The organism is Methylobacterium radiodurans, from assembly GCF_003173735.1.
Classification (GTDB): domain Bacteria; phylum Pseudomonadota; class Alphaproteobacteria; order Rhizobiales; family Beijerinckiaceae; genus Methylobacterium; species Methylobacterium radiodurans.
The window spans coordinates 3,510,235-3,525,329 of sequence record NZ_CP029551.1 but is presented as its reverse complement, the minus strand read 5'-3'; the positions used below and the strand labels follow the sequence as shown (position 1 = coordinate 3,525,329).

Sequence of the window (15,095 nt, the reverse complement as noted above, 5' to 3'; positions counted from 1 at the left end):
TGATGTGGGTGGGGGGCGCCTCAGGCCGGGATGCTCTCGGGCGAGGCGGTGTTCTCGGCGGTCACGTCGTTCTCGCGGTGACGGAAGTCGCTCAGCGCCCGGTAGACCTGCAGGCGCGCCCGCATGATCGAGCCAAGCGGCCGGTGCGCCGCGAGGCTGTGAGCCGGCCGGAAGGTCATCACCTCGTCGAAGTAGCGCACCCGCCCGGGCGAGTAGGCGTCCTGCCGGGGCAGGCGGATCGTCGCCACCGTGCGGTACGGGCTGATCGATACCGGCCAATCGACTGAGGAATCCTCGATGGGCTGGCGTTCGGTATCGGCCCAGAGCTGCGCCTTGAGCTCGAACACCACGTCGTCGTCTCGGAAGAACGCGACCGTGGCGTGCCGGAAGCCGTTCTCGTCCCCGTGCGGATCGAGGCGCCATTCGGCAAGGTCCCGTTGCGCCTGCGTCGCGGGCACCGCGCCGAGCTTGGCCACGTAGTCACCGAACCGCATCGGCGCCTGGCTGAAGTAGCTGTCCGCCAGCGGGTGGCTGTAGGGATGGCCGAAGAAGTCGGCCATGGCACTCTCCGTGCCAAAGGCGTGCAACACCTTGTTGAGGTTGCGCGCGGTCGAGGAAACAGCGCTCTTCACTCCTTCCGGCAGGCCCGTCGACTTGCCGATGACCGTCCCGTCCCGCAGGAAGCCCGACGCCGTGCCGGACGGGAAGGTCGTGCCGGTGGCGAGCACGAAGTCCTGGGTCTCGACATCGTGCCCGGGAAGCTTCTCGCCGGGCACGCCGAACACCTTGATCGACATGCCCCGGTGGGTGGACACCCGGTCACCGAGGGTCTCGCCGGGGCCCTGCGCGAAACGTACGGCCACCTTGTGCGTACCCGGCGTCGCGAACAGGCCCTGGGCCAGCTCCGGCGGCAGGCCGGCGGCAACCGTCAACTCGCCCGTGACGCAGGCCGAGCTCTTGGCGTGGCTGGCGCGCACGGCATGGTGCTCGCGCTTCTCCACCGTCTGCGACTGCTGGGTCATACCCTGGATGATGCCGTCGATGGTCTCCTGCTCGTCTGGGGCGGGCTGCTCGATGTCGGGCGCGTAACGCAGGTAGGTCATGCTCGTCCTTCACTTTCCGCCTCGTCCCCTGGCCAGGGGTAGAGAGGCTGCCGAGCTCCATCGAATGCGCGCCTCTCAGAAGCGGCACCGTTAAAGGCATGAGGCCACACGGTCGGGAATGCGGGTCCAGGCGGACCGTCGCCCTGACAAACGCCAGCCGGCTCGGACGTTCCCAACGGGTCGTTCACGGGCAATTGAGCGGCGCGCAATCCGGAACGCCGATCCGTCGGGCATGTTCTGTCCCGAGACGAACGACGAAGGACGACGAACCTTGCAAGCACCTGTCCGCTACAGCGCCGACGTCGAGGTTGTGAAGCCCGACGAGGATCGGACCATCGAGCAGCTCAACGCAACCTTCGACACCATTCTGGAGACCGTCGCGAACGATTCCGGGCATGCCGTGCGCTCGGTCCACGCCAAGTCACACGGCATCCTGGAAGGCGTACTGCGCATCGACGCGGGGCTTCCTCCCGAACTCGCGCAAGGGCTGTTCGCGACGGCGGGCGAACACAAGGTCTACCTGCGGATGTCGACCAATGCCGGCGACATCCTACCCGATGCCGTCTCCCTGCCGCGCGGCCTCGCCATGAAGGTCCTGGACGTGTCCGGCGAGCGCTTGGCCGGCGCGGAGGGAACGACGCAGGATTTCGTCTTGGTCAACGGCCCAGTTTTTCAGGCGCCGAACACCGAGAAGTTCCTAGGCAGCCTCAAGCTGCTGGCCAAGACCACCGACCGCATCGAGGGTGTGAAGGTCGCCGCCTCTACCGTGCTGCGCGGGGTCAACAAGGCGCTCACCGCGGTCGGCATCGAGAGCCCGACGCTGGGTTCGCTCGGCGGCGCGCCGAACGTCGATCCACTCGGCGAGACCTACTACAGCGTCACCCCGTTCCGCTACGGCGACCACATCGCCAAGTTCTCGGTGGCGCCCGTGGCTCCCGCGCTCAAGGCGCTGACCGGCACCGAGATCGACGCCTCCGGCCGCCCCGACGCGATCCGCGAGACCGTCCAGTCGGAAATGGCCGGCATCGAGGGCGTCTGGGAGTTCCGAGTGCAACTGTGCCGCGACCTTGAACGCCAGCCGGTCGAGGACCCGACGGTGCAGTGGGACGAGGAGGAGGCACCGTTCCAGCGGGTCGCCACCATCACCGTGCGACCGCAGGACAGTTGGGACGCCGAGCGCGTAGAGGCGGTGAACGAGCGCATGCGGTTCGCGGTTTGGACCGGCCTCGCCGCCCACCGTCCGCTCGGCAACATCAACCGGGCGCGCAATGCCCCCTACAGGCATTCAGCGGAGTTCCGGCAGAAGTTCAACGGCTGCCCGATCCACGAGCCAACTACGGGGTGTTGAGCATGACCGCATACTCCTGACCCATAGCAGCCCCTTCAAACCGCGGCCTTCGTCGTCCGCTTCGACGCAGGAAGCGGACGTCGTAGAAGTCCTCACGGCCTCGCTTGTAGGGCGGATGCAGCGCGTGCCGTGAACCCTGCGATCAGCATCACCAACGTCACCGCCTTGCGGCTGCTGACCGTGCCGACGCGCAGCTGTTTGATAGCCGACCCAAAGTTCCGCATTGAAGAGGTTGTCCTCGGGCAGGTCCTCCTTTGCCACCTTCCGCTGCTCGAACGTGACCGTGACCGGGCCGCCGCCTACGACATGTAGCGACGACGGCAGTCCGCAAGCGCTGTGGGAAGCGCTGTCCCGGACGATGGCAGGCACCCACCCGCAGACCATCCCCGATGCGGAGAGTGAACCGCTGGAGCCCGCTGTTCCCGGCCGCTCGCGTCGTCCGAGAAAATTTGGCTCGCCGGGCACCGCATCACGCGAACTTGTCAGGTAACGGACATCTTTGCGCCGGGAAGTCCGCTACTGGACAACCCGATTGCCGCCGACCGACGAAATCCCGTGAACAGATCCCCCCTACGCTCCCTCGACGGCAACCTGCTGCTCGAAGCCCTCGACGACACCGACCGAGCGCTCCTGGCACCGCATGCCGAACGGCGCGAGGTGGGGCGGGGCGATGTGCTGTTCCGGGCCGGCGACGACGTCAGCCACGTCACCTTCCCAGCCCAGGGCTGCGTCGTGACGCTGGTGGTGCCGCTTCAGGACGGCAAGTCGGTCGAGACCGCCACCGTCGGTCGGGAGGGGGCCATCGGCGGCGTGGTCAGCCAGGGCTACCTGCCGGCGTTCGGGCAGGCGGTCGTGCAGGTCGCCGGCCCGGCCATCCGCATCGACGCCGACCGCTTGGCCGAGGCCAAGCACACCTCGAAGACCGTTCGCGACCTGTTCGTGCGCTACGCCGACTGCCTGCTGGCGCAGGTGCTGCAATCGGTCGCCTGCAACGCCGCCCACACCATCGAACGACGCTGCCTGCGCTGGCTCCTGACCCTGCAGGACAGGCTGGGGACGCCCGACCTGCCGGTGACCCACGAGGTCCTGGCCGACATGCTCGGGGTACGGCGCGCCTACCTCACAGAGGTGCTGGGGCGCCTGCGGCGGGACGGCTTGATCGAGATCGGCCATCGGCGGTTGACGCTTCCGGACCGGGCGCGGGCCGAGGCGGCCTCGTGCGAGTGCCACGCCGCGGTGCGGCACCACTTCGCCGAGGTTCTCGGGGCCGTCTACGCCCCGGGGGGCCGGATGGTCGCCGTCGACGCCAGCGAGCCGGACAGGCTCAAGCCGCCTTCTCCCGCGGTCACGCTCCGGGAGATGGCTCCGTGAACCTCGAATTCCTGAACCGCCCCTCCGTCGAGGATGAGGCGCGCCTCGCCGCACTCGGCGCGTTCGACGTCCTCGACACGCCGCCCGAGCGGGGCTTCGACGACATCGTCCACCTCGCCCGCCGCCTCTGCGGCGCACCCGTCGCCCTGGTCAGCCTGGTCGACCGTGACCGCCAATGGTTCAAGGCGCGCGCCGGCTTCCCGCCCTGCGAGACCGACCTGGACCGCTCGGTGTGCAAGTTCGTCCTCACCGAGCCCGGCGTCCTGCAGATCCCGGACCTGACGCTCGACCCCCGCACCCGGGACAACCCGCTGGTGACCGGCGAGCCGCACCTGCGCTTCTATGCTGGCGCGCCGCTGCGCACGCCCGAGGGCCACGTGCTCGGCAGCCTGTGCGTGATCGACCACCGTCCCCGTCCGGGCGGCCTCTCCCCGGAGCAGATCGATGATCTGGAGGCGCTCGCCCGACAGGTCATGGACCAGCTCGTGCTGCGCCGGTCGCTCGCCGACCGTGACCGCGCCGGGCGCCAGGGCGAGGCCGTCGCGGTGGCCCTGGCAGGGGTCGCGGCGGCCGGCGGCGACCTCGAAGCGAGCTTCCGCGCCGTGCTGGCGGGCGCGATGCGCGCCGTCCCCACCGCCGAGGCCGGGGCGGTCGAGATCCGCGACGGGGATTCCCTGGTCTACCGCACCGTGACGGACGGGCTCGCGCAGCATCTCGGCCTGCGCCTCCCGATCCGGGGAAGCCTCGCGGGCGCCTGCTTCCTCGACGACGCGCCGCTCCGCGTCCCCGACGTCCGCCGTGACCATCGGGCCGAGCGGGATATCGCGGAGCGCCTACGGATGCGGTCCTGCCTGCTGGCGCCGGTGCGGCGCGGCGGCGTGGTGGTCGGCGTGCTGAAGCTGCAGTCGAGCTGCCCGGACGCCTTCGCCGACGGTGACCTGCAGGTCCTCGGCGTCTTCGCCGGCTCCGCCGCCTCCGGTCTCGCCGAGGCGGGCGAGTTCGCCGCCACCCGGGCGGCCGCCCGGACGGAGTACCGCCGACGCGCCGTGTTCGACAGCGCGCACGACTACGCCATCGTCCTGCTCGACCTCGACGGCAAGGTCACGGACTGGAACGCCGGCGCGACCAAGATCCTCGGATGGCGACCCGAGGAGATGTGCGGGAAGCCCGCCGACGCGTTCTTTACCCCCGAGGACCGGCGCGACGGCATCCCGGACATGGAGATGCAGTCCGCCCTGGAGGAAGGTCGGGGCATCGACGAGCGCTGGCACCTGCGCAAGGACGGCAGCCGCTTCTGGGCCAACGGCGAGATGATGGTGCTGCGCGACGAGGCCGGCGCGGCCATCGGGTACGTGAAGATCCTGCGCGACCGGACGGAGCAGAAGGAAAGCGCCGTCCGCCTGCAGGAGAGCCAGGACCGCTATCGGCTGGCGGCCCGGGCCACCAACGACGCGATCTGGGACTGGAACCTCGCCGCCAACCACGTGCTCTGGAACGAGGCCCTCACCGAGGCCTACGGCCACGTCTCCGAGGCCGTCGAGCCGACCGGCGACTGGTGGATCGCGCAGATCCATCCCGACGACCGGGCACGGATCGACGCCTCGATCCACGCGGTCATCGACGGCGCCGGCACGGCCTGGTCGGACGAGTACCGCTTCCGCCGTGCGGACGGCTCCTACGCGCACGTGCTCGACCGAGGCTACGTCCTGCGCGACGACGACGGCCGGGCCTGCCGCATGATCGGCGCGATGCTCGACCTGAGCGAACGCAAGCGGGCCGAGGACGCCTTGCGCGAGAGCGAGCGGCGGTTCGAGCTGGAGCGCGGCCTGCTGGAGGCGATTTTCCGCCAAGCCCCGGTCGGCATCTCCATTGCTGGGACCGAGGCCGGCATGCCGTCGTCGCTCAACGCCAAGGCCGAGGAGATCCTCGGGCACGGGCTCGGGACGGAGGGCGACGCCCGATACGTCTCCTACGGCGCCCTTCACCCAGACGGTCGCCGGTACGAGCCGGCGGACTACCCGACCCTGCGCGCCCTGCGGAACGGCGAGACGGTGCGCGGCGAGGAGATGCGCTATCGCAACACCGAGACGGGCGAGGTGCGCCTCCTGGAGGTGTCGAGCGGTCCGGTGCGCGACGCCGAGGGCGCGATCCAGGCCGCGGTGACGGTGCTGGTCGACGTCGGGGACCAGCGCCGGGCCGACGCCGAGACGCGCCGCCTCGCCGCCCTGGTCGAGCAGAGCCAGGACTTCATCGGCCTGGCGGCTCCCGACGGGAGCGTCGACTTCGTCAACGAGGCCGGCCGGCGCCTCATCGGCCTAGCCGATCTCGCCGCGGCGCGAGCCATGCCCATCGTGGACTATTTCGCGCCGGAGGAGCGCGCGCGGGTCCTCGACGAGGTGCTGCCGGCGGTCGAGCGGGACGGCTTCTGGGAGAGCGAGCTGCACTTCCGGCACGTAGTCACCGGTGCGGCGGTGCCCGTCCTCTACAATCTCTTCCCCGTGCGCGGTGCGGATGGGCGCAGGCTCGGCTACGGCACCGTCACCCGCGACCTCACGGAGCAGAAGCGGGCGCGCCAGGCGCTGCAAGCCAGCGAGGCGACGCTCAGGGCGGTGCTGGACACGGTGCCGGTCGGCATCCTGTTCGCGGAGGCGCCCTCCGGTCGCATCGTCGGAGGGAACCGGCGGCTGGAGGAGATTTTTCGCCATCCGGTCCTGCCCTCGCCCGACGCCGACAGCTACGGCGAGTGGGTCGCCTTCCACGAGGACGGCCGCCGGGTCGCACCGGAGGAGTACCCGCTGAGCCGCCTCATCCGGGAGGGGGTCGAGCACGCCGAGATGCGATGCGAGTACCAGCGCGGCGACGGCAGCCGCCTCTGGATCGAGATCGCGGGTGCGCCGATGCGCAACGAGGCTGGGAAGAGGGTCGGTGCGGTCGTCGCCGTGGCCGACATCGATGCCCGCCGTCGGTCCGAGGAACGGCAGGAGCTGCTCAACCAAGAACTCTCCCACCGCATGAAGAACCTGTTGGCGATGGTGCAGGCCATCGCCGCATCGACCCTGCGCGGCGCCACCGACATCGACGCGGCGCGTGACGTCCTGGGCAGCCGGCTGGTCGCGCTCGGCAAGGCGCACGACGTGCTCCTCGGCGGCGCCGCGGAGAGCGCCTCCCTTTCGGCCGTGGTCCGGGAGGGCGTCGGCGTGCAGGAATCGGCCGGTCGGCGCGTCGAGTTCGCCGGGCCGGACGTGGAGATCGGCGGCAAGGCCGCGCTATCCCTGGCGCTGACCCTGCACGAACTGACGACGAACGCGGTCAAGTACGGCGCGCTGTCGGTGCCGGACGGCGAGGTCGCGGTGAACGCGTCGCTGGTCGGGACGGAGGACGCGCCACGGCTTCGCATCGCCTGGATCGAGCGCGGCGGCCCGCCGGTGGTGCCGCCATCGCGAAAAGGGTTCGGATCGCGCCTGATCGAGCGCGGCCTGACGGCGCAGGTCAACGCCAGCCTCGCCCTCGATTACCGCCCCGAGGGGGTGAGCTGTGTCGTCGAGGCCTCGCTGGCCGATTTCCAGGCGGTCGCTTGAGGGTGCGACGCAACGAAGGGCCGGGCGACCAGTTGCCGATTGCCATGACGGATAACCCGAGCGTGACGACGGCCTTGGTTGTCGAGGACGAGATGCTCTGCCGCCTGGAAGTCCGCGACCTCCTGGAGGCCGACGGCTATGCCGTGGTCGAGGCCGGCAACGCCGCCCAGGCGCTTGAAAGGCTCGACGATACGGTCGGGCTGGTGGTCACCGACGTGCGCATGCCGGGACCGATGGACGGCCTCGCTCTGGCGCGCGAGGTGATGCGCCGTCGCCCGGACATGGCCGTCGTGGTCGTCTCGGCGCTGGTAGCCCCGCGGCCCGGGGACCTGCCCGACGGCATTCCCTTCGTCGCCCGTCCTTACCTGGAGAGCCGTCTGCACGAGGCCATCGGCGAGGCGCTGGCGGCCAGGGCGGCGCACGGTTGAGTTCGACGAAAACTCATCCGCCGGCCGGGGGGAGCATTCCCCGGGACCCGCGCACGTTGACGTCCGCTCACGCCCTCGGGGGCCGACAGGGAAACCCGCCAAGCAATCGGACACGGCGCTCCTGGGACCGCGTCCGGCCCGTGCCGCGTTAGGTCCGGCCCCGGCGATCCGCGGCCGCCTCCTGGACGGCACGGCGGAGGATGCGCGACAGGTCGGCGACTGAGTAGGGTTTGGGCAGCAGGTCGAAGCCGTGCGTACCCTCGGCCGCGAGCACGTCGCTGTAGCCACTTGTCAGGACCACCGGGAGGTCCGGCCGACGCCGACGGATCACCCCCGCGAGCTCGACGCCGTTCATGCCCGGCATCATCACGTCCGAGAACACTACCTCGAACCGGGTGGGGCCGCGTTCGATCTCGGCGAGCGCCCTTTCCGCGTCGACCGCCCAGACCGTGTTGTAACCGAGTTCGCGAAGCGCCTGCTCGGCGAATGCGCCGACGTCGAGGTTGTCCTCCACGACGAGGACCCGGGTGCCGTGCCCGTCGGCGAGCGCCTCCGGCTCCTCGACCGGCCCGGCGGCGTGCGAAGGAGCGACCCGAGGAAGGTAGAGGGTGAAGGTCGTGCCCTCGCCGAGCGCGCTTTCGACGGTGATCTCGCCGCCGGACTGCTTGGCGAACCCGAAGACTTGGCTCAGCCCCAGGCCCGTGCCCTGGCCGACGGTCTTGGTCGTGAAGAACGGCTCGAAGATCCGCTCAAGGTTCTCCGGGGCGATGCCCGAACCCGTGTCGGAGAGCGAGACCGCCACGAAGTCCCCACGCTGGCGCGGGTGCGCCCGCACGGCCGGGATCACCGTCGTACGACGAAGCCGGATGCGCAGGTTCCCTTGGCCGTCCATGGCGTCGCGGGCGTTGACGACGAGGTTCACGAGGGCTGTGTCGAACTGGCTCGGGTCGGCGTTCACGTGCAGGTCGAGGCTGTCACCCTCAGGCAGGTCGAGCTCGACCCGGACGCGCGATCCCGTGAGCGTGCCGACCATGTCGGAGACGGCAAGCACGGCGCGGTCAACCGCGAAGGTCTCGGGCCGTAGCGCCTGGCGCCGCGCGAAGGCAAGCAGTTGGCCGGTGAGCTTGGCGGCCCGGTCGACGGTGTCGGAGATGGCGCCGACGTAGCGGATCCGGCGCTCCTCGGCGAGGTCGGGTCGCTTCAGCAGGTCGGTCGACGACTTGATGACTGTCAGTAGGTTGTTGAAATCGTGGGCGACGCCGCCCGTCAACTGGCCGACGGCCTCCAGCTTCTGAGACTGGCGCAACTGCTCCTCAAGAGCCCGGCGCTCGGTGACGTCGCGACCGGCGGCGTAGAAGTGGTCGCCGCGCGGGATGGCGTTCCACGACATCCAGCGGAAGCCGCCGTCCTTCGTCCGGACGCGCACGTCGACGTCCTGCAGGTGGAGTCCGCCGCTGACGCGCTCGAAGGCCGCGGCCGCCTCCGGAAGGTCGTCGGGATGTACGAGGGCATCGAAGCGAGCCCCCACGACCTCGTCGGCACCCCACCCCAGCAATTCGGTCCACGCGGCGTTCGCCTTGCGGAAGATTCCGTCGAGCCCGCAGACCACGAAGAGGTCGCGGCTGGCCCGCCAGACCATGTCGCGCTCGTCGGCCCGCTCCTGGGCGGTGGCCTCCAGATGGTTCTCCAAACGGCGTCGGTCGGTAATGTCGTTGAACAGGATGGCGACCCGATGCTGCTCGGGCTCGCCCACCCGGAGAGCATGCACGTCGAAGTACCGTCCCATCGCAACGGAGCCGCTCTCGAACCGCACCGGCTGCCCCGTGCGGGCGACCTCGCCGTAGGTGTCGAACCAGGAGCGTTCGAGGTTCGGCACGAGGTCGCTCGCCCAGCGTCCGGCGGCTTCGTGTAGGCCGGTCTGCGCCGCGAAGGCGGGGTTCAGTTCGACGAAGCGGTAATCGACCGCGCGGTCGTTTGCGTCGAAGCGCATCTCTACGACACAGAAGCCACTATCCACGGCATCGAACAGCGCCCGGTAGCGGGCTTCGCTCTCTGCCAGGATGCCTTCCGTTGTCCGGAAGCGGGTGATGTCGAGCTGGCTCGCGAAAAAGTAACGGAGTTGTCCCGCCGGATCGAAAACCGGGCTGATGTACAACTCGTTGATGAACGACGTTCCGTCACGGTGGTAATTCAGGATCTCGACGACGACGTCGCGCCGGGCGGCGACCGCGTCGCGAACCTTGGCCACGTCCGCGGGGTCGGTGTCGCGGCCTTGGAGGAAGCGGCAGTTTCGTCCGATAAGCTCGGCGGCGTCGTACCCGCACAGGTTCTGGAACGCCCGGTTGGCGAAGACGATGGGATTGTCGGGCAGGTTGGGGTCGGTGATGATCTGCGGCATGCGGGTCTTCTCCGCCGCCGTGAACAGCAGATCGGTCGAGGCCGCGGACGTGCGCTGCCCCTGCTCCGGCTGGCGCAGACCGTCACCTAGCCGGGCCTCCAGCATCGCGACGCGCTCTTCGAGCTCGCGCTCGCGCCGCCGCAGCCTCTCGGTCTCCGCGTCCATGGCTCCCCCGTCACGGATGTCAGTAACTTTCCATCCGGCTCGAGACAACGTCCGCCCGCAGGCGACGCGGCGACACGGCGCATGCCGGTCTCCCTCCTTCGGGACGTTCGGCAGCGTCGCGCGTTGTCGACCGCTCCCGCCACGGGGGCGGAGAAGGGGACGCCATGCAATCGGATACGCCACGGCCGGGGGACGACCCGTTGCCGCCCATCGGTGACCCGCCGCCGGACACAGGGCCGCCCGAGGGCGATCCGCCGACCGAGCCGCCGGCGCCGCAGCCGCCCGGCCCCATCAACGGTCGCTGAGGCTGCTGCCCGCCCCCGCACGGGTGGCGCCCCTGCAGGACCGGGATGCCGCCACCGGCGCCCGGTCATCTCGCGGACGACATGGCTGGGGGCAGGTCGACGCCATTCTGCCGAGTGAGGACGGAGCCCGGGCCCGCGGACGACCGGCGATGATTGCGTAAGGGTGGAGGTGCGGCGTGCGTCCATGCCCTGGCCGCTCCCCTTCCGTGCTATCCAGCCGCTCGATTCCCCCACCGCCGCTGCCTTCGGTTCCCCGGTTTGATCACGCCCGCATTCATCCCAGACACGCGTTGCCACCCGAAAGCCGGGTGTTTCCCCGAAGCGGATCGCCCACTTCCCGGTGCGTCGAAGGGAGGATGCCTCGTTGAGCGCGCTTGAGATCGAGCGGCTCCGGCGGCGCGAGCGCGAACTGGAGGCGGAGGTGGCGCGGCTGCGCGACGAGCGCACTCCGCGCCAGGCGGGACACTACCGGGAGATCTTCGACAGCGCCGTCGACTTCGCCATCGTTACGACCGACCACGAGGGGCTGGTCACCGCCTGGAACCCGGGTGCCGAGCGCATCATGGGCTGGTCGGCCGGGGAGATGCTTGGCCGGGCGACCGATACCTTCTTCACGCCGGAGGACCGGGCGGCCGACCAGCCCGCAACGGAGATGCGGCGCGCCGCCGGGACCGGGCGCGCCTTCGACGAGCGCTGGCACCTCCGGAAGGACGGCTCCCGGTTCTGGGCCAGCGGCGAGATGATGCCGCTGCGCGCCGCGGACGGCGCCGACCTCGGCTTCCTCAAGATCCTGCGCGACCGGACCGAGGCGAGGGCCTCGGAGGGCGAGACCCAGCGCGTCCGGGACGAGCTGCAGGTCGTCACAGACGCGCTGCCGGTGCTGATCTCCTTCATCGACCGGGACCACGTCTACCGTTTCGTGAACCGGCGCTACGAGACCTGGTTCGGGCGGCCGGCGAGCGAGATCCTCGACCGCGAGGTGCGGGCTGTCGTCGGGGAAGAGGTCTACGCGGCGCGCCTTCCCTTCATGGCGCGCGCTCTCGCCGGCGAGGACATCACCTTCGACGCACTGATGCCGTCGCAGGGCGGCGCGTTCCTGCAATCGGAGATCCGTTACATCCCGCGCCGGACCGTGGGCGGGGCGGTGGACGGCTTCTTCGTCATGGTCACCGACATCGCCGAGCGCGAGCGCGCCCAGGCCGACCTGCGCGAGGCCGAGGACCGCCTCAGGCTGGCGCTGGAAAGCTCCGGCACCGGCATCTACGACTACGACCTCGTCACCGGCGCGCTGACCTGGGACGTGCGCACCCGGGCGCTTTTCGGCCTGTCCCCGGACGACCCGGTCTCGTACGAGGAGGCCTTCCTGCCCGGCGTGCACCCGGACGACCGGGAGCGGACGGACCGCACCGTCCAGGCCGCCATCGGTGCGGTTAAGGGCTTTGACACCGAGTACCGCGTGGTCGGGCTACGCAACGGCGTCGGGCGCGTGCTCGCGGCCAAGGGCAACACCGTCTTCCGGGATGGCGTGCCCGTGCGCTTCGTCGGCACCGTGCGCGACGTCACCGAGGCTCGCGCCGCCGAGGCCCGCGCCCGGCGCCTCGCGGCCCTGGTGGAGCAATCGAGCGACTTCATCGGCATCGCCGACGCGGGGGGCATGCCTGAGTTCGTCAACGAGGCCGGCCGCCGGCTGGTCGGGTTGGCGAACCTCAACGAGGCTTGCTCCCACGGTCTCGTGGAATACTTCGCCCCGGAGGACCGGGCGACCGTGCTGGAACAGGCGCTTCCGGCCGTCCGTGAGACCGGGTTCTGGGAAGGAGAGCTCGCGTTCCGCGACTTCGCCACCGGGGCGGCGGTGCCGGTCCATCACACAATCTTCTCGGTCCGCGACGCGCAGGGGGCGCTCTCCGGCTACGGGACGGTTGCGCGCGACCTGACAGAGCGTCGGCGCCAGGACGCGTTCCGTACCGCCCTGATCGAGCTCGGCGACCGCTTTCAGGCTTGCGGCGACACCGCCAGGATGGCCTACGCCGCCGCCGAGGTCGTGGCCCGCACGCTAGGGCTCGACCGGGCCGGCTACGGAACCGTCGACCTGGCGCTGGACTCCATCGATATCGAGAGGGACTGGACGGCCCCAGGCGTCGCCAGCGTCGCCGGCCACCATCGCTTCGGCGACTACGGCGATGTCCAAGCGGGTCTTGTCGAGGGCCGCGAGGTCGTGATCGCGGACGTGGCGACCGACCCGCGGACGGCGTCCGACCCAGGGCCCCTCCTAGCCATCGACGCCCGGGCCCTGATCAACATTCCGGTGATGGAGCACGGACGGGTCGTAGCGGTGTTCTTCCTGCACGACCGGCAGGTGCGGGACTGGCGGCCGGACAAGCTCGCCTTCGTACGCGACGTCGCCGAACGCACCCGCGCTGCCATCGAGCGCTTCCGCGCCGAGGCAAGCCGGCGCGAGAGCGAGGAACAGTTTCGGGTCTTCGCGCAGGCCATCCCCAACCAGGTCTGGGCCGCGTACCCCGACGGCTCGCTGTACTGGTTCAACGACCAGTTCTACGCCTACTGCGGCGAGCCGCGGGGCAGCCTGCTTGGCCCGGATGCCTGGGCTCGCATTGTCTATCCGGACGATATCCCACCCGTCGCCGCCGCCTGGGGGCATGCCCGCGCGACCGAAACCGTCTACGAGGCCGAGTACCGGCTGCGTCGTGCCGACGGCGCCCATCGCTGGTTCCTGGTCCGGGGCGAGCCGGTGCGCGACGCCGCCGGCCGTGTCACGCGCTGGGTCGGCACCAATACCGACATTGATGACCAAAAGAGCGTGACGAGCGAACTGGCCCGCCTCGCCGGCAGCCTGGAGCAGCAGGTCGAGGAGCGCACGCGCGACCGCGACCGGATCTGGCGCCTGTCGACCGACGTGATGCTGGTGGCGCGCTTCGACGCGACCATCGTGGCGGTCAACCCGGCCTGGACGGCCCTGTTCGGCTGGTCGGAGGGCGAGCTCCTGGGTCGCCCGTTCATGGACCTCGTGCACCCGGACGACGTGGCCTCGACCGTGGCGGCGGCGGGCGACCTCTCGGCCGGCTCGGTGATCCCGCGCTTCGAGAACCGGTACCTTCACAAGGACGGCAGCTACCGGTGGCTGTCGTGGACGGCGGTGCCGGACGAGAGTTTCATCCACGCGGTGGGCCGCGACTTCACGGCCGAGAAGGAAGGCGCCGACGCCCTCGCCAAGGCCGAGGAGGCCCTGCGGCAATCGCAGAAGATGGAGGCGGTCGGGCAACTGACCGGTGGGTTGGCGCACGACTTCAACAACCTGCTGGCCGGCATCTCGGGCTCGCTGGAGCTGATGCAAACCCGGATGTCGCAGGGGCGCATGGGCGACCTCGACCGTTACATGACCGTGGCGCAGGGCGCGGCCAAGCGGGCCGCGGCCCTCACGCATCGCCTGCTCGCCTTCTCCCGGCGCCAGACCCTCGACCCGAAGCCGACCAACGTGAATCGCCTGGTCCACGACATGGAGGAACTCGTCCGGCGCACGGTCGGACCCGGCATCCACTTGGAGGTCGTCGGCCTCTCGGGCCTGTGGCCGGCCTTGATTGATCCGGGTCAGTTGGAGAACGCGCTGCTGAACCTGTGCATCAACGCGCGCGACGCCATGCCGGACGGCGGACGCATCACCATCGAGACCGCCAACAAGTGGATCGACGACGCCGGCGCGCACAGGCACGACCTGGCGCCGGGCCAGTACCTCAGCGTCTGCGTGACCGACACCGGCACCGGCATGACGCCGGACATCGTCGAGAAGGTGTTCGAGCCGTTCTTCACCACCAAGCCTACCGGCCAGGGCACCGGCCTCGGCCTGTCGATGGTCTACGGTTTCGCCCGCCAGTCCGGCGGCCAGGTCCGGATCTACTCCGAGGTCGGCGAGGGCACGACGGTCTGCCTTTACCTGCCGCGCCACTACGGCGAGGCGGACGAGGACGACGTCGCGCGCAAGCTCGCCGAGGCCGGGCGTGCGGGCCGGGGCGAGACCGTGCTCATCGTCGACGACGAACCGTCGGTGCGGATGCTGGTGACCGAGGTGCTGGAGGATCTCGGCTACACCGCCATCGAGGCCGCCGACAGCGTCGCCGGCCTGAAGGTGCTGCAATCGGACGTGCGCATCGACCTGCTGGTGACCGACGTGGGCCTGCCGGGGGGCATGAACGGCCGGCAGATAGCCGATGCCGGCCGCGAGCGGCGGCCCGGCCTGAAGGTGCTGTTCATCACCGGATACGCCGAGAACGCGGTTTTGGGGAACGGGTACCTGAACCCCGGGATGCAGGTCCTGACGAAGCCGTTCGTGCTGGAGACGCTCGCCGCCCGCATCAAGGACCTGATCGCCGACGCGTAGGGGGCC

General features: G+C 70.2%; 8 protein-coding genes. 6 read left to right on the top strand and 2 right to left on the bottom strand.

Annotation, left to right across the window (positions count from 1 at the left end):
- Positions 1-20 precede the first annotated feature (20 nt).
- Positions 21-1,103, bottom strand: a complete 1,083-nt coding sequence (locus DK427_RS16460) for a catalase family protein (RefSeq protein WP_109952205.1) — start codon at positions 1,101-1,103, stop codon at positions 21-23.
- Positions 1,104-1,335: 232 nt separating this feature from the next.
- Between DK427_RS16460 and DK427_RS16455 the strand changes: the two genes are divergently transcribed.
- The 5 genes from DK427_RS16455 to DK427_RS16435 all read left to right on the top strand — a co-directional run bounded on the left by DK427_RS16455 (position 1,336) and on the right by DK427_RS16435 (position 7,828).
- Positions 1,336-2,451: a catalase family protein gene (locus DK427_RS16455; RefSeq protein WP_109952204.1), complete on the top strand. Its 1,116-nt coding sequence runs from the start codon at positions 1,336-1,338 to the stop codon at positions 2,449-2,451.
- A gap of 129 nt (positions 2,452-2,580) precedes the next feature.
- Positions 2,581-2,763: a hypothetical protein gene (locus tag DK427_RS16450; RefSeq protein ID WP_109952203.1), complete on the top strand. Its 183-nt coding sequence runs from the start codon at positions 2,581-2,583 to the stop codon at positions 2,761-2,763.
- Between the two features lie 243 nt (positions 2,764-3,006).
- Positions 3,007-3,822 (top strand): Crp/Fnr family transcriptional regulator, encoded by an 816-nt coding sequence (locus DK427_RS16445; RefSeq protein WP_109952202.1) that lies wholly within the window; start codon positions 3,007-3,009, stop codon positions 3,820-3,822.
- Positions 3,819-7,400 carry a PAS domain S-box protein gene (locus tag DK427_RS16440; RefSeq protein WP_245930594.1) on the top strand — a complete coding sequence of 1,194 codons (3,582 nt, stop codon included), beginning with the start codon at positions 3,819-3,821 and terminating at the stop codon, positions 7,398-7,400. The genes DK427_RS16445 and DK427_RS16440 overlap by 4 nt, the downstream gene beginning before the upstream one ends.
- A gap of 62 nt (positions 7,401-7,462) precedes the next feature.
- Complete coding sequence (locus DK427_RS16435; RefSeq protein ID WP_245930593.1) at positions 7,463-7,828, top strand: response regulator; 366 nt, start codon at positions 7,463-7,465, stop codon at positions 7,826-7,828.
- 148 nt (positions 7,829-7,976) lie between these two features.
- On the opposite strand, the gene DK427_RS16430 is transcribed toward DK427_RS16435, so the two are convergent.
- Complete coding sequence (locus DK427_RS16430) at positions 7,977-10,391, bottom strand: hybrid sensor histidine kinase/response regulator (RefSeq protein ID WP_109952200.1); 2,415 nt, start codon at positions 10,389-10,391, stop codon at positions 7,977-7,979.
- Between the two features lie 669 nt (positions 10,392-11,060).
- Here DK427_RS16430 and DK427_RS16425 point away from each other — a divergent pair.
- On the top strand, positions 11,061-15,089 hold the full coding sequence (locus DK427_RS16425; RefSeq protein ID WP_245930592.1) for a PAS domain S-box protein: 4,029 nt from the start codon (positions 11,061-11,063) through the stop codon (positions 15,087-15,089).
- Positions 15,090-15,095 lie beyond the last annotated feature (6 nt).